21 protein-coding genes are annotated in these 18690 nt (G+C 43.6%); 14 read left to right on the forward strand and 7 right to left on the reverse strand.

The genetic code is table 11. The features are described from left to right. Positions 1 to 33 precede the first annotated feature (33 nt). A complete protein-coding gene (gene fadB, locus MKI79_RS00365; protein WP_241569953.1) occupies positions 34 to 2187 on the forward strand; it encodes a fatty acid oxidation complex subunit alpha FadB in 2154 nt (717 codons plus the stop codon). Between the two features lie 12 nt (positions 2188 to 2199). Further along, on the forward strand, positions 2200 to 3372 hold the full coding sequence (gene fadA / locus MKI79_RS00370; protein ID WP_241569961.1) for an acetyl-CoA C-acyltransferase FadA: 1173 nt from the start codon (positions 2200 to 2202) through the stop codon (positions 3370 to 3372). A gap of 78 nt (positions 3373 to 3450) precedes the next feature. Here the strand turns inward: fadA and MKI79_RS00375 are convergent, their stop codons facing one another. Then, positions 3451 to 3984 carry a hypothetical protein gene (locus MKI79_RS00375; RefSeq protein ID WP_407651514.1) on the reverse strand — a complete coding sequence of 178 codons (534 nt, stop codon included), beginning with the start codon at positions 3982 to 3984 and terminating at the stop codon, positions 3451 to 3453. 246 nt (positions 3985 to 4230) lie between these two features. Between MKI79_RS00375 and MKI79_RS00380 the strand changes: the two genes are divergently transcribed. Further along, positions 4231 to 4926, forward strand: coding sequence for a DsbA family oxidoreductase (locus MKI79_RS00380; protein WP_241569963.1), 696 nt, complete (start codon positions 4231 to 4233; stop codon positions 4924 to 4926). Between the two features lie 76 nt (positions 4927 to 5002). Here MKI79_RS00380 and MKI79_RS00385 read toward each other — a convergent pair whose 3' ends face one another. From MKI79_RS00385 to MKI79_RS00395, 3 genes are read right to left on the reverse strand one after another with little or no spacing between them, the layout of a single operon-like run. Continuing rightward, the gene (locus MKI79_RS00385) at positions 5003 to 5815 is read right to left on the reverse strand and encodes a metal ABC transporter permease (protein ID WP_241569965.1); all 813 of its coding nucleotides are present in this window, start codon (positions 5813 to 5815) and stop codon (positions 5003 to 5005) included. A 3-nt stretch (positions 5816 to 5818) separates the two neighbouring features. Continuing rightward, positions 5819 to 6589, reverse strand: a complete 771-nt coding sequence (locus tag MKI79_RS00390; protein ID WP_407651523.1) for an ATP-binding cassette domain-containing protein — start codon at positions 6587 to 6589, stop codon at positions 5819 to 5821. After that, positions 6586 to 7080, reverse strand: coding sequence for a transcriptional repressor (locus tag MKI79_RS00395; protein ID WP_241569969.1), 495 nt, complete (start codon positions 7078 to 7080; stop codon positions 6586 to 6588). Before MKI79_RS00395 ends, MKI79_RS00390 begins: the two co-directional genes overlap by 4 nt. 251 nt (positions 7081 to 7331) lie before the next feature. On the opposite strand from MKI79_RS00395, the gene MKI79_RS00400 reads away from it, so the two are divergent. The 10 genes from MKI79_RS00400 to MKI79_RS00445 all read left to right on the forward strand — a co-directional run bounded on the left by MKI79_RS00400 (position 7332) and on the right by MKI79_RS00445 (position 15619). Beyond that, positions 7332 to 8117 (forward strand): metal ABC transporter substrate-binding protein, encoded by a 786-nt coding sequence (locus MKI79_RS00400; protein ID WP_322111805.1) that lies wholly within the window; start codon positions 7332 to 7334, stop codon positions 8115 to 8117. A gap of 325 nt (positions 8118 to 8442) precedes the next feature. Further along, positions 8443 to 8835, forward strand: a complete 393-nt coding sequence (locus MKI79_RS00405) for an ATP synthase subunit I (RefSeq protein WP_241569984.1) — start codon at positions 8443 to 8445, stop codon at positions 8833 to 8835. 100 nt (positions 8836 to 8935) lie between these two features. Then, positions 8936 to 9811: a F0F1 ATP synthase subunit A gene (gene atpB, locus MKI79_RS00410; protein WP_241569990.1), complete on the forward strand. Its 876-nt coding sequence runs from the start codon at positions 8936 to 8938 to the stop codon at positions 9809 to 9811. A gap of 76 nt (positions 9812 to 9887) precedes the next feature. Continuing rightward, positions 9888 to 10133: a F0F1 ATP synthase subunit C gene (atpE, locus tag MKI79_RS00415; protein WP_016654735.1), complete on the forward strand. Its 246-nt coding sequence runs from the start codon at positions 9888 to 9890 to the stop codon at positions 10131 to 10133. Between the two features lie 38 nt (positions 10134 to 10171). After that, on the forward strand, positions 10172 to 10642 hold the full coding sequence (locus MKI79_RS00420; protein ID WP_241569991.1) for a F0F1 ATP synthase subunit B: 471 nt from the start codon (positions 10172 to 10174) through the stop codon (positions 10640 to 10642). Positions 10643 to 10654: 12 nt separating this feature from the next. Then, a complete protein-coding gene (locus tag MKI79_RS00425; RefSeq protein ID WP_241569993.1) occupies positions 10655 to 11194 on the forward strand; it encodes a F0F1 ATP synthase subunit delta in 540 nt (179 codons plus the stop codon). Positions 11195 to 11235: 41 nt separating this feature from the next. Then, the gene (gene atpA / locus MKI79_RS00430; protein WP_092619797.1) at positions 11236 to 12780 is read left to right on the forward strand and encodes a F0F1 ATP synthase subunit alpha; all 1545 of its coding nucleotides are present in this window, start codon (positions 11236 to 11238) and stop codon (positions 12778 to 12780) included. Positions 12781 to 12874: 94 nt separating this feature from the next. Next, entirely contained in the window at positions 12875 to 13744 is an 870-nt protein-coding gene (atpG, locus tag MKI79_RS00435; protein ID WP_241569995.1) for a F0F1 ATP synthase subunit gamma, read from the forward strand. A 31-nt stretch (positions 13745 to 13775) separates the two neighbouring features. Beyond that, positions 13776 to 15170, forward strand: coding sequence for a F0F1 ATP synthase subunit beta (atpD, locus tag MKI79_RS00440; protein WP_092619791.1), 1395 nt, complete (start codon positions 13776 to 13778; stop codon positions 15168 to 15170). A 29-nt stretch (positions 15171 to 15199) separates the two neighbouring features. Further along, positions 15200 to 15619, forward strand: a complete 420-nt coding sequence (locus MKI79_RS00445) for a F0F1 ATP synthase subunit epsilon (protein ID WP_092619788.1) — start codon at positions 15200 to 15202, stop codon at positions 15617 to 15619. A 12-nt stretch (positions 15620 to 15631) separates the two neighbouring features. Here the strand turns inward: MKI79_RS00445 and MKI79_RS00450 are convergent, their stop codons facing one another. Continuing rightward, a complete protein-coding gene (locus tag MKI79_RS00450) occupies positions 15632 to 15829 on the reverse strand; it encodes a hypothetical protein (protein ID WP_241569997.1) in 198 nt (65 codons plus the stop codon). 115 nt (positions 15830 to 15944) lie between these two features. Between MKI79_RS00450 and guaA the strand changes: the two genes are divergently transcribed. Continuing rightward, positions 15945 to 17513 carry a glutamine-hydrolyzing GMP synthase gene (gene guaA, locus MKI79_RS00455; RefSeq protein ID WP_241569999.1) on the forward strand — a complete coding sequence of 523 codons (1569 nt, stop codon included), beginning with the start codon at positions 15945 to 15947 and terminating at the stop codon, positions 17511 to 17513. 142 nt (positions 17514 to 17655) lie between these two features. On the opposite strand, the gene MKI79_RS00460 is transcribed toward guaA, so the two are convergent. Both MKI79_RS00460 and MKI79_RS00465 read right to left on the reverse strand, forming a co-directional pair. Further along, a complete protein-coding gene (locus MKI79_RS00460) occupies positions 17656 to 17925 on the reverse strand; it encodes a hypothetical protein (protein ID WP_241570001.1) in 270 nt (89 codons plus the stop codon). Further along, positions 17919 to 18683, reverse strand: coding sequence for a DUF3883 domain-containing protein (locus MKI79_RS00465; protein ID WP_241570003.1), 765 nt, complete (start codon positions 18681 to 18683; stop codon positions 17919 to 17921). The genes MKI79_RS00460 and MKI79_RS00465 overlap by 7 nt, the downstream gene beginning before the upstream one ends. Between the last annotated feature and the right edge of the window lie 7 nt (positions 18684 to 18690).

The following is an 18690-nucleotide window of genomic DNA, read 5'->3' on the forward strand; positions in this document are numbered from 1 at the left end:
CAACATAAGTCCTCCAAAACAAGGAGATCAGGCATGATCCACAATGGCAATGCCATTACCGTCCAATTACTTTCGGATGGAATTGCAGAACTACGCTTTGATTTACAGGGCGAGTCAGTAAACAAATTCAATAATGTCACTATGCAAGACCTCAAGGCTGCGACTGACGCGATCAAAGCGAACAGTGAAGTGAAAGGTTTGATCGTGACCAGTGGTAAACCAGTATTCATCGTGGGTGCGGACATCACTGAGTTTGGTGCTTACTTCTCTTCAGGTGCAGAAAAAATTGCAGACATCACCATGGATGCGCATGCGATTTTCAATGCTTTCGAAGATTTGGATATTCCAAAAGTGGTTGCGATCAATGGTATCGCTTTGGGCGGTGGTTTTGAACTTTGCTTGGCATGTGACTACCGTATTATGTCTACAGCTGCGCAAGTTGGTCTGCCTGAAGTTAAACTGGGTATCTTCCCAGGTTACGGCGGTACAGTACGTTTGACGCGTGTGATCGGTATCGACAATGCACTTGAGTGGATTGGTACAGGCGCACAAAAAAAACCTGCAGCTGCACTGAAAGATGGCGCAGTTGATGCGGTGGTTGCACCTGAGCAACTGCAAGATGCAGCGATCGACTTGGTGAAAAAAGCACTTTCTGGCAAGCTTGATTGGAAAGCAAAACGTCAAGAAAAACTTGATCCAGTGAAATTGAACCAAATCGAACAAATGATGGCGTTCAACTCAGCGAAAGGTGTAGTCCTTGCAAAAGCAAATCCTGCACAATATCCTGCGCCAAAACTTGCGATTGACTCAATCCAAACCTCTGCAAACCAAACACGTGACGAAGCAGTAAAAACCGAAGCGAAATTCTTTGGTCAAGCAGCATCTACGCCACAAGCAGAAGCATTGATTGGTCTATTCTTAAATGACCAATTGGTGAAAAAGACGTCTAAAAAATATGAGCAAGGTGCGCATCCTGTAAACCAAGCGGCTGTACTAGGTGCGGGTATCATGGGTGGCGGTATTGCTTACCAAGCGGCAAGCAAAGGCACACCAATTATCATGAAAGATATTGGTAATCCACAGCTTGCATTGGGTATGAAAGAAGCGAATGGCTTACTCACGAAGCAAGTTAGCCGTAAGAAAATTAAACCTGAACAGATGGGTGATACCCTTGCACGTATCCGTCCGACATTGAGCTATGACGAGTTCAAAGAAGTCGATATCGTGATCGAAGCGGTGACTGAAAATCCAAAAGTCAAAGGCATTGTACTTGCTGAAACTGAGAAAAATGTTCGTGACAATACGATCATTGCTTCAAATACTTCAACAATTTCAATCACACGTTTGGCTGAAAACCTACAACGTCCTGAAAACTTTGTCGGTATGCACTTCTTTAACCCAGTACACATGATGCCATTGGTAGAAGTGATCCGTGGTGAGAAGACTTCGGCTGAAGCGATTGCGACCACAGTTGTTCTTGCGCAAAAAATGGGTAAAACCCCAATCGTTGTCAACGACTGCCCAGGTTTCCTTGTAAACCGTGTATTGTTCCCTTACTTTGGTGCGTTTGACCTTCTTCTGAAAGATGGTGCAGACTTCCAACAAGTGGACAAAGTGATGGAAAAATTCGGCTGGCCTATGGGTCCTGCATACTTGATCGACGTAGTTGGTATCGACACGGGTGTTCATGGTGCAGAAGTGATGGCGGAAGGTTTCCCTGATCGTATGAAGCCTGACTTCAAAGGTGCGATTGAAATCATGTATGAAAACAAACGTCTTGGTCAAAAGAATGACGTTGGTTTCTACAAGTATGAGCTTGATCGTAAAGGCAAGAAAGCCAAGACAATTGATCCAACAGCGTATGAGCTTGTGGCATCAATGGCGACGACTGAAAAGCACGAGTTTGATAACCAAGAAATCATTGATCGTATGATGCTGACTTTCTGTAACGAAACTGTTCGTTGCTTAGAAGACAACATCGTAGCGACTGCAGCAGAAGCAGATATGGCGATGATCATGGGTGTAGGCTTCCCGCCATTCCGTGGTGGTCCATGTCGTTACATCGATCAAACAGGTGTTGCTGAATATGTTGCGCTTTGCGACAAATATGCACACTTAGGTAAGGCTTATGAAGCGCCACAAATGTTGCGTGACATGGCTGCAAACAACAAAAAATTCTACGGTTAAGGAGCAACGTGAATGGCTACTTTAAATCCACGTGACGTTGTCATCGTTGATGGTGTACGTTCAGCAATGGGTAAAACCAAAAACGGTATGTTCCGCAATGTTCGTGCAGATAACTTATCTGCTGAATTGGTTCGTGCGCTCGTTGCACGTAACGAATTTGATACCAATGAAGTTGAAGATGTAATTTGGGGTTGTGTCAACCAAACGCTTGAACAAGGTATGAACATTGGTCGTAACATTGTTTTATTGGCTGATCTTCCAAAAACAGTTGCAGGTCAAACGGTTAACCGTCTTTGCGGTTCATCAATGCAATCGATCCATACTGCTGCGGCGCAAATCGCAACGAATCAAGGTGATGTATTCATCATCGGTGGCGTAGAGCATATGGGTCACGTTGGTATGATGCACGGCATCGACATCAACCCACAAGCGTCTAAGCACTACGCAAAAGCATCTAACATGATGGGCTTAACTGCTGAAATGTTGGGTCGTATGAACGGTATCTCTCGTGAAGAGCAAGATGCGTTCGGTGTGGAATCACATCGCCGTGCATGGGCTGCAACACAAGAAGGTCGCTTCAAAAATGAAATTATTGCGATCGAAGGTCATGACCAAAATGGCTTCTTGCAAAGCTGTGACATCGACGAAGTGATCCGTCCAGATGCAAACATTGAAGCATTCCAAGCATTGCGTCCAGTATTCGATCCGAAAGGCGGTACAGTAACAGCTGCAACATCTTCAGCATTGTCTGATGGTGCATCTGCGATGCTACTCATGTCTGCTGAACGTGCGCAAGCATTAGGCTTGAAGCCACGTGCTGTAATCCGCTCTATGGCGGTTGCAGGCTGTGATGCAGCGATCATGGGCTATGGTCCTGTTCCTGCAACGCAAAAAGCATTGAAGCGTGCTGGCTTAACGATCAATGACATTCAAACTGTTGAATTGAATGAAGCATTTGCTGCACAAGGTCTATCAGTAATGAAAGGCTTGGGTATCTATGAGAAGCAAGACATCATCAACTTGAATGGTGGTGCGATTGCGCTTGGTCACCCATTGGGCTGTTCTGGTGCACGTATCACAACGACTTTGTTGAACGTGATGGAGCAACAAGATACACAAATCGGTCTAGCGACCATGTGTATCGGTCTTGGTCAAGGTATTGCGACCATTATCGAACGTGTTTAATTGTTAAATTAAACTTGTTAAAAATCCCCGCCGAGTGCGGGGATTTTTTTGAAATGTAAAATATGAGCGTAAAAACCACTAACGGTTGTTGAAACTATCTCTTAGCTGTTGTTGTAGTCTGATTAGGTCACCATTTTTATTAAGCTCATTTACGATATTTTGATTAAAGTTGATTTCCATCGTGCCATTACGAATAGTGTCAATATTATTGCGATTGATGTCTAAGGTATTGAGTATTTCAAAAGCGCCATTCGTTGGGTCGGATGATTGAAAGCCACTAGCAACTGCTAAAATATATTGTTGTAAAAATGGTGAATACTGGCTCATATCAGGTATGACGGTATTGGGAATATAGTTCATCGCAATACCGGCATTCTCACTGATTTCCTTATTTTGCATATCAGTTTCGAGCTTATAGATTTTATGGCTCAGCGCTTCTTTGACATCTTCATCTTCTTGATAAGGAAGAATACCAACATCTTCTTCACGAAGCTCTTCTTCTGCCATGACGGTAATCGTCGGGAGTGAAATAACGTCACTTGCTTGTACCATCAAGGGGAAGCCCAGTGAGGATAATAGAATGAAGGATGGAGAAAATTTTAAAAATTTCATTGGCTTGCTCCAAATTCAACTTTCCATATATACGGAAAAAAGTTGAATCAATCAAAAGCGATAATATATTTAGCCTACATCAAAGTGATGTGAAATATTGTATAGCTCTGATAAGCGGTAAATTCAAAAGATTACAACAACTAAATAATACTTAGGTGTTTGGGGAGATATTCTCTCCCGTAAATACCCTTTAAAAACTAAATTTCAACCCTATTTACAGCCTAACAATGAGATTTGAGAAAAGTCATGCGTGTAGATATTTGGTCGGATGTAGTATGTCCATTTTGTTATATCGGCAAAAAACGCCTAGAGAAAGCCGCTGAGCAAGTAGGTGTCGAGCTTGAAGTGCATTGGCATAGTTTTCAGCTCGATGCAGATGCGCCAAAACGTCAAGAGATTTCGAACTCAGAGCGACTGGCTCAGAAATATAGACGGAGTCTTGCAGAAGTAGAAGAGATGCAACGCAACATTGCCGAAATGGCAAAAGCGGAAGGCATCGAGTTTAACTGGCAAAACGCCAACTCAGGCAATACCTTAGATGCACATCGCATTATCCATTTGGCACAAAGCAAAGGTTTGGGCTCGGAAGCGAAAGAAGCCTTTTTCTATAGCTATATGACCGATGGCTTGGCGATTGGCGAGCGTGAAACTTTGGAAGATGTGGCGTCACGGATTGGCTTAAATCCTGTAGAAGTCGATGATGTGCTAGATTCCGATGAATACGCAGATTTTGTCAAATTCGATGAAGCGACTGCACGTGATCAGCTCAATGTCACAGGTGTCCCATTTTTTGTATTTGATCAGCGCATTGCTTTATCGGGTGCACAGCCGACGGAAGTGTTTGTACAGGTTTTGGAAAAAGCTTTAGAGCCTGTTGAAGCTAGTCTTGAGTCAAGTCAAGCTGAACAATGTGATGATACGCAGTGTGCGCCAAAGCAATAATTACAGATCAATTCATTGATTTGCATCAAAAAGACCAATTCTTATGAATTGGTCTTTTGATTTGAAATGCTAAGCGTTAAGCCAACGATTTCGATTTAAACCACACTTTTTGTCCAATAAATACTACGGCAAAAAGCACCGACATGGTCAATACGATACTCAAGCCTGTGGCAATATCGAGCCAAGCACTGCTCCATAACCCAACGGTAATCGCCAACTCTGCAAGGATAAATGCCCAAATCACCATTTGTCGTGGCGAATGTGCAAGGAGTCGTGCGGTCAGCGCAGGGATCACCAATAAAGCACCCATGAGCAATGAGCCAACCACTTTAAGTGCAATGACCGTAAACAGCGCAAGCACGCCCATGAAAATCAGCCGTTGCCAACCTGCACGAATACCTTCACTTTGGGCAATGTCTGAAGCGAGGGCTAGACGCAACTGCGAACGCCAGTGATAGGCGAGTATTGCGCCTGCACATAAAATGGTCAGCACCAATGCAGGCAGGTTTTGCCATGTCACGGTGAGTAAATCACCGAAAAGATAGCTCATTAGCTCAGGGCGCAAAGTTGGCAATTGTTGAATCAGCAATAAACCACTACACAGCAAAGTCGCAGAACATAGTGCCAACAAAGCATCATTCGGTAAACGACGATCATGCAAAAACCATAAGATACCCACCAAAATCACTGCCAACAGCGACACACCAAGCCAAATCGGTAGGCTCAGTAAACCTGCGATAGCAACGCCGAGCAACGTGCCGTGCGCCATTGTGTCGGCAAAGAAAGACATACGACGCCATAGCATCAAACAGCCTAAAGGCGCAGTCAAAAAGGGCAACACACAGCCCATCAACCATGCAGGTGCAAGTAAAATCAGCCACTCATACATGGATTAGGGCTCCGCTTCGGGATGAATGTGGGGATGTGGAATGTGTTGACATGGTTCAGCGTGATCACCATGCGCACAGTGGTCATGATGATGTTGATAGGGCACCCGTTGCTGACCGAAGATCGCCACATATTCAGGATGTTTTTGGATATTTTCAGGTGTGCCTGTACAGCAAATATGATGATTCAGGCAGATCACGCGTTGTGTACCTTGCATCACCCATTGCAAATCATGTGACACCATCAATACGGCACAGCCAAGTGTAGTCGGCAAAGTGCGCACATAGGCATACAGCTCTTCTTCAGACTGAATATCCAAGCCTTGCATTGGTTCATCCAAAACCAAAAGCTGTGGCTTGCGCAATAAAGCACGTGCCAGTAGCACACGTTGTCGCTCACCACCTGATAATTGTTGTAGCGCAGTCGATTGCAAATTGGCGATACCAGTATCTTGGATGATTTGTGCTTTATAGGTGTTGTCGCATTTTTCCAAAGCCAATAAATCTTTGACTCGCATCGGTAGGCTTTCTGAAGGGTGAAATTTTTGTGGCACATACGCCATTTTCAAGTTGCGCTGATAGGTCACTTGTCCTTGATCTGCTTTGCTAATGCCAAGTAAGACTTTAATTAATGTCGATTTGCCTGCGCCATTGGGTCCAACTAAGGTGACGATTTCATGCGGATAAATGTGTAAATCAACATTTTTCAGCACTTGTCGACCTGAAAAGCTGACATTGATTTGATTCAATTGAACCAGTGGCGCACAGTCACTCATTGACATTGTTGACACATTCCCGAGATCTCAATCACGCTGTTTTGTGCTTGGAAATGTCCTTGATCAGCAATACTTTTTAGTTGATCAAATAAATCATTGGCAGAGGTTTCTTTGACGCTATGACAATTTTGACAGATCAGGAATGCAGCCTGATGTCCTTCACGAGGATGACAACAAGGGATAAAGGCATTGATCGAGGTCAGACGATGGACAAAACCATGCTCTAATAAAAATTCTAAACTACGATACACCGTAGGTGGCGCAGCAGGGCGTTCATTGCTGTTTTTTAGTTTTGCGAGTAGATCATACGCACCGATTGGCGCTTTTGCAGAAAGAATCAGGCTGAGCACCTCTTTGCGAAGTGGCGTCAGGCGTGCGCCTGCTTCGTCACAGATTTGTTCAGCTTGTTTGATGCGCTCATTGACGCTGCCATGTTCATGCACGCCGTGTAGGCGATCGTCATCATGATGCGTATGCGAGCATGTGTTCACAGATATTCCCCGAAACTTTAAAAATAAAAATGGACTTCAGCAAAACAAAAAAAGTGTAAAGAGAAATCGCAAACAAATAATAGTGTAAAAAATAGCATATTGTTATATTATAACGCTAGTTTTAATTTGGGTAATTTGTTGTGCGTATCGTTCAATCTCTCACTTTTGTGCTGTTTTTCTCATTATTGATGCCGTCATTGGTGTGGTCTAAAGATATTTCGAATGATAAAGATTCAGATGCTAAAAAATCTATGGTAAATGGCTTGGTACTTTCGACCTATCCTTTATATTTGATTGCCAAAGATGTGACTAAAGGTGTTGAAGAGCCGACTTTACTACTCAGCCCACAACAGACAGGGCATGACGTACAAATTACCCCGAAAACTCGTCAACTTGCGACTCAGGCCGAGCTTATTTTATGGTTTGGTGTACAGCATGAAGCCCCATTACAAAAACTATTGGGTACACAGAAAAATGCAATTTCTGTACTGGATAGTCATTTGATGCAAACATTGCCGATGCGTGATGTCAAAGGGCAACCGATTGCCAATAGTCTTGATACGCATGTTTGGCTAGAACCAAATAATGCGATTCGAATTGCCTTCTTTATCGCCTCATTACGTTCACAGCAACATCCAGAATATAAAACGACGTATTGGAAAAATGCACAACAATTTTCAAAACGGATGTTAGATGCCACTCGACTGACCAATAACGGTCGAAACTTGCGTCACTATTGGGCATTTCATGATGCCTTTCAATATCTTGAACGTGCGATGGATTTGAAATATTCAGGGGCGTTGAGTGCAGATCATGAGCAAGCACCGACCATTGCGCAGATCAAATATTTAAATGATCATCGTCCACAAGACACGATGTGCTTAATTCTCGGACATGGGGCAAGTGACAATGTGGTGCAACGCTTAAATCCAGTAAATACCGTTGAAGCGAATGAAAGCATGTCAGATCAGAAAGATTTTGTCACAGCTTGGCTAAAATTGGCGAATGCGGTACAACAATGTCTGCCTCGTCACTAATCGAAGGACTGTGATCACTACAAAACTGTTTTCACAGTCAAAAATTCCATTTTTGTCATCATTATTTCGTAAATTGTTTCGTAAAATAGTCGGATGTTGTCAAAAAACGGTAAAAATTAACCAGCCCTTCTTCGGATAAAGATTGCATGTTACGGGGTGTAACTCTATAATGCCTCCGATTAATAACAATCATTCACGAATCCTTGTTGAATTGTTGATTTTGACCAGTTTGGGATAGATCAGACAATGTGCAAAGAGATGATTGCGAATTTGTTACTGAAGTTATAGTGATATAGCTACAGAGAGCTACAGAGATAGAGAAGTAATGCGCCGATCTCCACAACTTGTTGATCGTCGATTGGCAAAGGCTTTGGCTGTATTCCAAGCGATCATGATTCCAGTTGCAGCGTTATTGGCTTGGCTAATACACGATGTGACTGCTGCAAAAAGTGCAGCACTTGGAGCATTAGTCTATTGGTTTGCAAGTAGCTATTTCTCGTGGCAGGCGTTTCGATCTTCTGGAGCACGAGCGTCGAGGCAAATTCTCAGCAATATGTATCTCGGTTTGATCGGCAAATTTGTGATCGTGGTTGTTGGTTTGATTTTGATTTTAAGCTGTGTTTCACCAATATCTATGGTGGCGGTTTTAGGTGGGTTCTTGCTTGTGCAAGCTATGTCGTGGGTTGCGCCATTTTGGCTCGCTCGGCATCAAGCCTAACTGCTTTGACAGCGGAAGAATAGTTTTCTTAGAGAGTTGATGTCGTGCAGCGTGCATCGGTTTTCTTTAAATAGTAATTTACATTGACCAGGTGTGATTTATGGCTGCTGAAGAACATGCCCTTACTTCGACTGAGTATATCAAGCACCATTTGACCAACATGACCTATGGCAAAATGCCAGATGGTACATGGAAATTGGCTGAATCGGGTGCTGAAGCTCAGCAAATGGGCTTCACTGCAATTCACTTGGATTCAATGGGTTGGTCTATCGGTCTTGGGATCATCTTTTGCTTTATTTTTTGGTTAGTTGCTCGTGCTGCGAATAGTGGCGTACCAACAAAATTCCAATCAGCAATTGAGATGATTATCGAGTTTGTAGACTCAAGTGTCCGTGATACTTTTCATGGCAAATCACGTTTGATTGCGCCTTTGGCGTTGACCATCTTCGTGTGGATTTTCCTCATGAACTTGATGGATTTGATCCCTGTTGACTGGGTGCCTGTATTGGCTCAGAAAATTGGTGCAAGCGTATTTGGTATGGATCCACATCACGTTTATTTCAAAATCGTCCCTTCTACTGACCCTAACATCACATTGGGGATGTCATTGTCAGTATTTGCGTTGATTCTATTTTATAGTTTCCGTGAAAAAGGCGTGGCAGGTTTTGTTGGTGAGTTGGCACTGAACCCATTTAACCCGAGTAATCCTATCGCTAAGGCGTTATTAATTCCTGTAAACCTTGTTTTGGAATTGGTAACTTTCTTGGCTCGTCCAATTTCATTGGCACTTCGACTGTTTGGTAACATGTATGCGGGTGAGTTGATCTTTATCTTGATCGCTTTACTACCATTTTGGATCCAATGGGCGTTGTCTGTGCCGTGGGCGATTTTCCATATTCTTGTTATTACATTGCAAGCCTTCATTTTCATGATGTTGACCATCGTGTATTTGAGTATGGCGAGCGAAAAGCATTAATGGTAATGCCTAGCTACGTGGTGTAGTTGGGCAAATTTTTTATTTATTGGTATAACCTAACCTTTGAGGATTTATCATGGAACTAGGTCTTGGTCTTGTTGCGATTGCAGCTGCTATCTTAATCGCTTTCGGTGCTTTGGGTACTGCAATCGGTTTTGGTCTTTTGGGTGGTCGCTTCTTGGAAGCTGTAGCTCGTCAACCAGAATTGGCGCCACAACTTCAAACTCGTATGTTCTTAATCGCGGGTCTTCTTGATGCTGTGCCTATGATCGGTGTTGGTATTGGCTTGTTCTTCATCTTCGCTAATCCATTTGTAGGTTAATTGGCTTCATTCCTAAATTAAACTATTGAGGAATAGCAATGAATATTAACTATACTCTGTTTGGTCAAGCGATTGCGTTTGCGATTTTTGTTGCATTCTGCATGAAGTTCGTTTGGCCACCACTAATCAATGCGATTAGTGAGCGTCAGCGTAAAATCGCTGATGGCTTAAATGCAGCTGAAAAAGCCAAAGCTGATCTTGCCGATGCGCAAGCTCAGGTAAAAGCTGAATTAGATGCAGCAAAAGCACAAGCGGCGCAATTGATCGAACAAGCGAACCGTCGTGCAGCACAATTGGTCGAGGAAGCTCGTACCCAAGCGTCTGCGGAAGGTGAGCGTATTCGCCAACAGGCTCAAGAGTCTGTGGATACTGAGATCAATAGCGCTCGCGAAGCACTACGTCAACAGGTTGCTGCTTTGGCAGTCGATGGTGCAGAGAAGATTCTTGCACAACAAGTTGATGCACAAGCTCACGATGCCATGCTCAAAGAGCTGGCTGCGAAACTTTAAGCGAGGCGAAATATGGCTGAACTCTTGACGTTGGCACGCCCATATGCCAAAGCAGCATTTGCTTATGCGTCTGAGCAAAATGCAGCAGACAGTTGGTCTTCTGTATTAAGTACGCTCAGTACGACGGTGCAAGATGAAGCATTTTCCGCTTATATTAATCGCCCAGAATTAACACCTGCTGAAAAAGTTAAAGCTTTTATCCAGATTACTGGTACAGAGCAAACTTCAGTTGCAGTTTCAAACTTTATTACTTTGCTTGCAGAGAATGATCGTTTGGTTTTGCTTCCTGAAATTTCAGCAGAATATGAATTATTGAAAGCTCAAGGTAATAACGCATTAGACGTTGTTATCGAATCGGCATTTCCACTATCTACAGAGCAACAACAGCTTTTGGCTGAGCGCCTTCAACAGCGCTACAACAAAACTGTCAATGTCACTGTACAACAAAATCCAAGCTTAATCGCTGGAGTGGTAATCCGTGCGGGTGATCAAGTCATTGATGATTCTGCGCTAAACAAGCTTGAAAAAATGCGAACTCGTCTTCTTGCTTAAATCACAAGAATGAACATACAAAGAATTGAGGTAATAGCGCAATGCAACAACTGAATCCATCCGAGATCAGTGCGCTCATTAAACAGCGTATCAGCGATCTGGACACCAGTGCGACCGCGAAAAACGAAGGTACCATCGTCATGGTATCGGACGGTATCGTGCGTATTCACGGCTTGGCAGATGCCATGTACGGTGAGATGATCGAATTTGAAGGCGGCTTATTTGGTATGGCACTGAACCTTGAAGAAGATTCAGTGGGTGCCGTAGTTCTTGGGAACTACTTAGGCTTGCAAGAAGGTCAAAAAGCACGTTGTACTGGTCGTGTACTTGAAGTACCAGTAGGTCCTGAACTTTTAGGTCGTGTCGTGGATGCCTTGGGTAACCCGATCGATGGTAAAGGCCCTATTGATGCAAAAATGACTGATAAAGTCGAAAAAGTTGCGCCTGGCGTAATTTGGCGTCAAAGTGTTGATGAGCCTGTACAAACTGGTTATAAATCAGTAGATACCATGATCCCAATTGGTCGTGGACAGCGTGAATTGATCATTGGTGACCGTCAAACAGGTAAAACTGCAATGGCTGTTGACACCATTATTGCGCAGAAGTCTTCTGGCATTAAATGTGTGTATGTAGCGATTGGTCAAAAACAATCTACGATTGCCAACGTCGTGCGTAAGTTAGAAGAAACTGGCGCAATGGCGTACACCACTGTTGTTGCAGCGGCAGCAGCTGATCCTGCAGCAATGCAGTATTTGTCAGCTTATTCTGGCTGTACAATGGGTGAATACTTCCGTGACCGTGGTGAAGATGCGTTGATCATCTATGATGATTTGTCTAAACAAGCAGTTGCTTATCGTCAAATCTCATTGCTTCTTCGTCGTCCACCAGGTCGTGAAGCGTATCCAGGTGACGTATTCTATCTTCACTCACGTCTTCTTGAACGTGCTTCTCGTGTATCTGCGGACTATGTTGAGCAGTTCACCAATGGTGAAGTGAAAGGTCAAACTGGTTCATTGACGGCATTGCCGATCATTGAAACCCAAGCGGGTGACGTATCTGCATTCGTACCAACCAACGTAATTTCGATTACTGATGGTCAGATCTTCCTAGAAACTTCATTGTTTAACTCGGGTATCCGTCCTGCGGTCAACGCTGGTATTTCGGTATCACGTGTTGGTGGTTCTGCACAGACGAAGATCATCAAGAAATTGTCTGGTGGTATCCGTACTGCACTTGCACAGTATCGTGAATTGGCTGCATTTGCGCAGTTTGCTTCTGACCTTGACGAAGCGACTCGTAAGCAACTTGAACACGGTCAACGTGTAACTGAGTTGATGAAGCAAAAGCAATATGCACCTTACTCAATTGCTGATCAAGCGGTTTCTGTTTATGCATCGAACGAAGGCTATATGGCTGATGTTCCTGTAAACAAAATCGTTGATTTTGATGCAGCATTGATTGCATATTTCCGCTCTGAAAAAGCTGCATTCATGCAAAATATTGATGAAACTGGTAACTACGACAAAGACATCGAAGCTGAATTTAAAGCAGGTATTGAGAGCTTCAAAGCGACTCAGGCTTACTAATTCATTTTTTAATGATTTGGGTTAGTTAAGTTTGTTTCACGGATCAACCATCGAAAGCCTGTTGATTCAGGTTTTCGAGAATTAGGTTAAGCGTATGGCAAATTTAAAAGAAATTCGCGCCAAAGTAGCTAGTATCAAAAGCACGCAGAAAATTACTCGCGCGATGCAGATGGTAGCAGCTTCTAAGATGCGTCGTGCGCAAGAGCGCATGGCACAAGGTCGCCCGTATGCCGAAAATATGCGCCGTGTAATTGCTCACTTGGTACAAGCCAATCCAGAATACAAACACCGTTATATGGTCGATCGTCCTGTGAAACGCGTTGGTTACATCGTGGTTTCATCGGATCGTGGACTTGCTGGTGGTTTGAACATTAATTTGTTCAAAAAAGTGGTTCAGCATGTACAACAACAACGTGCGCAGTCAATTGAAGTCGAATTTGCTTTAATTGGTCAAAAAGCGGTTTCGTTTTTTAAAAGTTACGGCGGTAAAGTGGTGTCTGCAGCTACCCAGTTGGGTGATGCGCCAGATACGGAACAACTGACAGGTTCGGTTCAAGCGATGCTTGATTCTTATGATAAGGGCGAGATTGATCGCATTTATTTGGTATCAAACCGCTTCATCAATGCGATGACACAAAAACCGACAGTCGATCAACTTGTTCCACTTGCACAAGCTGACGAAAGCGAAGATCTAAACCGTCAATACGGTTGGGATTATCTCTATGAGCCAGAAGCAGAAGAATTGCTAAATGGTTTATTGGTTCGCTATATCGAGTCGATGGTCTATCAGGGTGTGATCGAAAACATCGCCTCTGAGCAGTCTGCACGTATGGTTGCGATGAAAGCTGCAACAGATAATGCGGGTGGATTGATTAGAGATCTACAACTCATCTATAACAAGCTGCGTCAAGCCGCGATTACTCAGGAAATTTCTGAAATCGTTGGCGGTGCCGCTGCCGTTTAACAGTATTTATTTGAATTGAGGAGACAGCAATATGAGTAGCGGTCGTATCATTCAGATCATCGGCGCGGTTATCGACGTCGAGTTTGAACGTAATAGCGTTCCAAAGATCTATGACGCACTTCATGTTGATGGCACTGAGACAACTCTCGAAGTGCAACAACAGCTCGGTGATGGTGTTGTTCGTACCATCGCAATGGGTTCTACTGAAGGTTTGAAACGTGGTCTTCCAGTATCTGATACTGGTGCACCGATTTCAGTACCAGTGGGTACAGCGACGCTTGGTCGTATTATGGATGTCCTTGGTCGCCCAATCGACGAAGCTGGTCCAGTTGCGACTGAAGATCGTTTGCCGATTCACCGTGAAGCGCCTTCTTATGCTGAACAAGCAGCGTCTACTGACCTTCTAGAAACTGGTATTAAAGTCATCGACTTGCTATGCCCGTTTGCGAAAGGTGGTAAAGTTGGTCTGTTCGGTGGTGCGGGTGTTGGTAAAACCGTTAACATGATGGAATTGATCAACAACATCGCAAAAGCGCACTCAGGTTTATCTGTATTCGCTGGTGTTGGTGAGCGTACTCGTGAAGGGAATGACTTCTATCACGAAATGAAAGATTCTAACGTTCTTGATAAAGTAGCAATGGTCTACGGTCAGATGAACGAGCCACCGGGTAACCGTCTACGTGTTGCGTTGACAGGTTTGACCATGGCGGAATACTTCCGTGATGAGAAAGATGAAAATGGTAAAGGTCGTGACGTACTTCTGTTCGTTGACAACATCTACCGTTATACACTTGCGGGTACAGAAGTATCTGCACTTCTTGGTCGTATGCCATCTGCAGTAGGTTATCAACCGACACTTGCAGAAGAGATGGGTGTACTTCAAGAGCGTATTACATCGACGAAGTCTGGTTCGATCACGTCAATCCAAGCGGTATACGTACCTGCCGATGACTTAACCGATCCTTCGCCTGCAACGACATTCGCCCACTTGGACGCAACAGTAGTATTGAGCCGTGACATCGCATCTTCTGGTATCTATCCAGCGATCGATCCACTTGACTCTACATCTCGTCAGCTTGATCCATTGGTTGTAGGTCAAGAGCATTATGAAATTGCACGTTCTGTACAGAACGTATTGCAACGTTATAAAGAGCTGAAAGACATCATTGCGATCTTGGGTATGGACGAACTGGCTGAAGAAGACAAATTGGTTGTTTACCGTGCACGTAAAATCCAACGTTTCTTCTCTCAACCGTTCCACGTTGCTGAAGTCTTTACTGGCGCGCCAGGTAAACTTGTACCGCTTAAAGAAACCATTCGTGGCTTTAAGGGTCTGTTAGCTGGTGAATACGACCACATCCCAGAACAAGCGTTCTATATGGTTGGTGGTATTGACGAAGTGATTGCGAAAGCTGAGAAGCTGTAATTAGCATCTCTAATTAAGGAGGCTATCTTATGGCAACGATGCAATGTGACGTGGTGAGTGTCAAAGAGTCAATTTACTCTGGACAAGTCAGCATGTTGATCGCAAAAGGCGCAGGTGGTGAGCTCGGTATTTTACCGGGTCACGCCCCGCTAGTGACTTTACTTCAACCTGGACCGATTCGTGTTCAGCTTGAGAATGGTACAGAAGAAATCGTCTATGTATCAGGCGGTGTGCTTGAAGTTCAACCGCATGTGGTGACTGTACTTGCAGACACCGCAGTGCGTGCAGACAACTTGGATGAAGCAGCGATTATCGAAGCACGTAAAAATGCTGAACAATTGCTTGCAAATCAAAAGAGTGATTTGGACTCAGCAGCAGCTTTGGCTGCTCTTGCTGAAACAGCGGCGCAGCTTGAAACATTACGTAAGATCAAAAATCGTGCAGGTTAATACCGTCATGATTTAGAAGAAGCCATCCGTAAGGGTGGCTTTTTTATTGCCTTTGACAAAGCGAATTGATTTCGCCTCACTGCCTTCGGCAGTGAGGCGAGGAGGGGATTTTGGGGACTTAGTCCCCAAACCCCGTACGCAATTTTGGTTGGCGTAGCCAACCAAAATTGCCAAAATATAAGTTGATTCAGCGCTTAATGTGATAGTCATATTTTTTATAAAGGTTAAGCAAGACGTATTTACACGAATTTATAATCAGTGCAGTTCACTGTAGAAAATGCTAAAATACAGCGCTTAATTTCTCGCCTTGTATAAGTTGTAGCTGATGACGACCAATACTCAAATTACCGAAGACCGTATTCTTATCCTTGATTTTGGCTCGCAATACAGCCAGTTGATCGCTCGCCGTGTCCGTGAAGCAGGCGTGTACTCTGAGATGTACGCCTATGACATGACCGAAGCAGAGATTCGTGCCTTTAATCCAAACGGTATCATCCTCTCAGGTGGTCCAGAAAGCGTGCATGTCGAGGGCAGTCCTCGTGCGCCACAAGTGGTATTTGAGCTCGGCGTGCCTGTACTGGGTATTTGCTACGGCTTCCAAACCATGTCTGAACAATTGGGCGGAAAGGTCGAAGCAGGCACAGTGCATGAGTTTGGTTATGCAGAAGTCGATATTCAAATCCGTGATCAGTTAATTGGTAATCTACAAGATCGTGAAGATCAATTGCATGTGTGGATGAGTCACGGTGATAAAGTCGGTCAATTGCCACAAGGGTTTAGCACCACTGCCAGCACACCAAGTTGTCCATATGCGGCGGCATCGGATGAAACTCGTCGTTTCTACGGTGTACAGTTTCATCCTGAAGTGACGCATACCGCAAAAGGCGCAGAATTGCTTTCAAATTTTGTGCATAAAATCTGTGGCTGTGGTGGTCTATGGACACCTGAGCACATTATCGAGCTTCGTGTCGAACAGCTTCGTGAACAAATCGGCAATGAAAAAGTTTTGCTTGGCTTATCAGGTGGTGTGGATTCCTCCGTGGTAGCAGCCTTGTTGCATAAAGCGATTGGCGATCAATTGACTTGTGTGTTCGTCGATAATGGTTTGCTTCGTTTAAACGAAGGCGATCAAGTGATGCAAATGTTTGCGGACAACATGGGTATTCGAGTGATCCGTGCTGATGCAGAAGAGCGCTTCCTCACTGCACTTGCAGGTGAAGTTGATCCTGAGAAAAAGCGTAAAATCATCGGTCGTGAGTTCATCGAAGTGTTTGCAGAAGAAGCACGTAAACTTGATGGCGTGAAATTCTTGGCACAAGGCACGATTTATCCTGATGTGATCGAATCGGCAGCGAGCAAACAAGGCAAGGCGCATGTGATCAAATCGCATCACAATGTCGGCGGATTACCTGAAGATTTGGCGTTTGATTTGGTTGAGCCATTACGTGATTTATTTAAAGATGAGGTGCGTAAACTTGGCACCACACTTGGATTGCCACATAGCATGATCTATCGTCATCCATTCCCAGGACCGGGTCTTGGCGTGCGTATCTTGGGCGAAGTGAAAAAGGAATATGCTGATATTCTGCGTCTTGCGGACGACATCTTTATGCAGGAGCTTCGTGCCAGTGGTTGGTATGACAAGACGGCGCAAGCCTTTGCGGTATTCCAACCTGTGAAGTCTGTGGGTGTGGTTGGTGATGGCCGTCGTTATGCGTGGGTGATTGCGCTCCGTGCTGTGGAAACTGTGGACTTTATGACGGCTCGTTTTGCGCATCTACCATATGATTTGGTTGATCGTATCTCGACACGTATTATGAATGAAATCAAAGATGTATCACGTGTGGTCTATGATGTATCGAGTAAACCACCTGCAACGATTGAATGGGAGTAAAACTGGGATTTCACGAAGCACTGCTTCGTGCCAGTTTTACGCCAAGAGCTATGCTCGCGGCAGTTTGGAAATTACCTTAAAAGAGCACCGATGTGCTCTTTTTTTATTCGTTTTTAAAAAAGGATATTCACTAAAATTGAGCTTAAGGGTTTAGCGCATAAAAGATAAAGTCCGATAATTGTTCTTCATCTTCGTCAAACTTCAGCGCAATTTTGGAAATCAAATGATCAATCACGCTATGAATTTCTTCTTTTGAATTGAGTCTATTTAGAAATTGAAAATCACAGCTTTGTTCATCTTCAAATTCATTAAAGTAAAAGACAATATCTGTTTTAAAACGATCCGCATGAGTGTCGCCAATCTCAACAAGATAGTCTTTCAAGATTTTAACTTTCTCGCTGAGTTCTAACATATATCAGATACCGAATGATATTCTTTAACTTCTTTTGATTTGATGATTCTTTCTTCAAAGTTCAGATTTTTGAGTGGATCATCAATAGTTAAAAATGTCGGCGTATCATCTAAATTCAACACCAAAGTAATGATGTAATCTAGCTGATATTCTTGCGCTTTTTTATATTCATTCTCGGTTAAACGAAAGCGACCTTTCTTGGCACGAATCCCTTTGATTTCAGCTAAATACGACGTGTTTGGTACATTGATTTGAAAATCGTAGCCATCACCATATAGACGAGCATCTTCGATGCTTCCATCTTTAAAAATATCAATGGATTGATAGTTATTTAGGAAATACAGCTCAGCTTCCAATCCTGTTTCTTGTAGCTTCTTAAATCTTGACTTTACGATGGGTTTGACCTGTACAATAAAGTCATTAATTTTAAAATTTTCATGCAGAAAAAGTTTGACGATATTGGCGTAACCGACGCAGTTTTCACTGCCGAATAGATTATCAATCAGATGTTTACGGTGAATGTATGCGTCGCCTTTTTGCCACCAACCTTTGCGATCATTGTCAAAAAATGGATCAAATAAATCCATTCTGTTTTTAACGACACTTCCTGTTTCGACGATGCCTAACTCAACGAAATAGTCATAGAAGGCAGATTTGGTCTTAAAGCCAAATTGTTGAATAAAATCATTGTCAAACTTCGCCAAGCCATAACCGAGCAAATTTAAAAGTTCGTAATTTTCGTGTTTATTACTGTTCATTTGATAA

The organism is Acinetobacter sedimenti, from assembly GCF_022601685.1.
Taxonomy (GTDB): domain Bacteria; phylum Pseudomonadota; class Gammaproteobacteria; order Pseudomonadales; family Moraxellaceae; genus Acinetobacter; species Acinetobacter sedimenti.

What these genes read in the sequence shown, in the direction of transcription:
- fadB (WP_241569953.1), top strand. Translation starts at nt 34, where the DNA reads ATGATCCACAATGGCAATGCCATTACCGTCCAATTACTTTCGGATGGA.
- atpG (WP_241569995.1), top strand. Translation starts at nt 12,875, where the DNA reads ATGGCAAATTTAAAAGAAATTCGCGCCAAAGTAGCTAGTATCAAAAGC.
- MKI79_RS00390 (WP_407651523.1), bottom strand. Translation starts at nt 6,589, where the DNA reads ATGAGTGACTGTGCGCCACTGGTTCAATTGAATCAAATCAATGTCAGC.
- guaA (WP_241569999.1), top strand. Translation starts at nt 15,945, where the DNA reads ATGACGACCAATACTCAAATTACCGAAGACCGTATTCTTATCCTTGAT.
- MKI79_RS00445 (WP_092619788.1), top strand. Translation starts at nt 15,200, where the DNA reads ATGGCAACGATGCAATGTGACGTGGTGAGTGTCAAAGAGTCAATTTAC.
- MKI79_RS00450 (WP_241569997.1), bottom strand. Translation starts at nt 15,829, where the DNA reads ATGACTATCACATTAAGCGCTGAATCAACTTATATTTTGGCAATTTTG.
- MKI79_RS00405 (WP_241569984.1), top strand. Translation starts at nt 8,443, where the DNA reads ATGCGCCGATCTCCACAACTTGTTGATCGTCGATTGGCAAAGGCTTTG.
- MKI79_RS00375 (WP_407651514.1), bottom strand. Translation starts at nt 3,984, where the DNA reads ATGAAATTTTTAAAATTTTCTCCATCCTTCATTCTATTATCCTCACTG.
- atpD (WP_092619791.1), top strand. Translation starts at nt 13,776, where the DNA reads ATGAGTAGCGGTCGTATCATTCAGATCATCGGCGCGGTTATCGACGTC.
- fadA (WP_241569961.1), top strand. Translation starts at nt 2,200, where the DNA reads ATGGCTACTTTAAATCCACGTGACGTTGTCATCGTTGATGGTGTACGT.
- MKI79_RS00465 (WP_241570003.1), bottom strand. Translation starts at nt 18,683, where the DNA reads ATGAACAGTAATAAACACGAAAATTACGAACTTTTAAATTTGCTCGGT.
- MKI79_RS00380 (WP_241569963.1), top strand. Translation starts at nt 4,231, where the DNA reads ATGCGTGTAGATATTTGGTCGGATGTAGTATGTCCATTTTGTTATATC.
- atpA (WP_092619797.1), top strand. Translation starts at nt 11,236, where the DNA reads ATGCAACAACTGAATCCATCCGAGATCAGTGCGCTCATTAAACAGCGT.
- MKI79_RS00420 (WP_241569991.1), top strand. Translation starts at nt 10,172, where the DNA reads ATGAATATTAACTATACTCTGTTTGGTCAAGCGATTGCGTTTGCGATT.
- MKI79_RS00400 (WP_322111805.1), top strand. Translation starts at nt 7,332, where the DNA reads ATGGTAAATGGCTTGGTACTTTCGACCTATCCTTTATATTTGATTGCC.
- MKI79_RS00460 (WP_241570001.1), bottom strand. Translation starts at nt 17,925, where the DNA reads ATGTTAGAACTCAGCGAGAAAGTTAAAATCTTGAAAGACTATCTTGTT.
- MKI79_RS00425 (WP_241569993.1), top strand. Translation starts at nt 10,655, where the DNA reads ATGGCTGAACTCTTGACGTTGGCACGCCCATATGCCAAAGCAGCATTT.
- MKI79_RS00385 (WP_241569965.1), bottom strand. Translation starts at nt 5,815, where the DNA reads ATGTATGAGTGGCTGATTTTACTTGCACCTGCATGGTTGATGGGCTGT.
- atpE (WP_016654735.1), top strand. Translation starts at nt 9,888, where the DNA reads ATGGAACTAGGTCTTGGTCTTGTTGCGATTGCAGCTGCTATCTTAATC.
- atpB (WP_241569990.1), top strand. Translation starts at nt 8,936, where the DNA reads ATGGCTGCTGAAGAACATGCCCTTACTTCGACTGAGTATATCAAGCAC.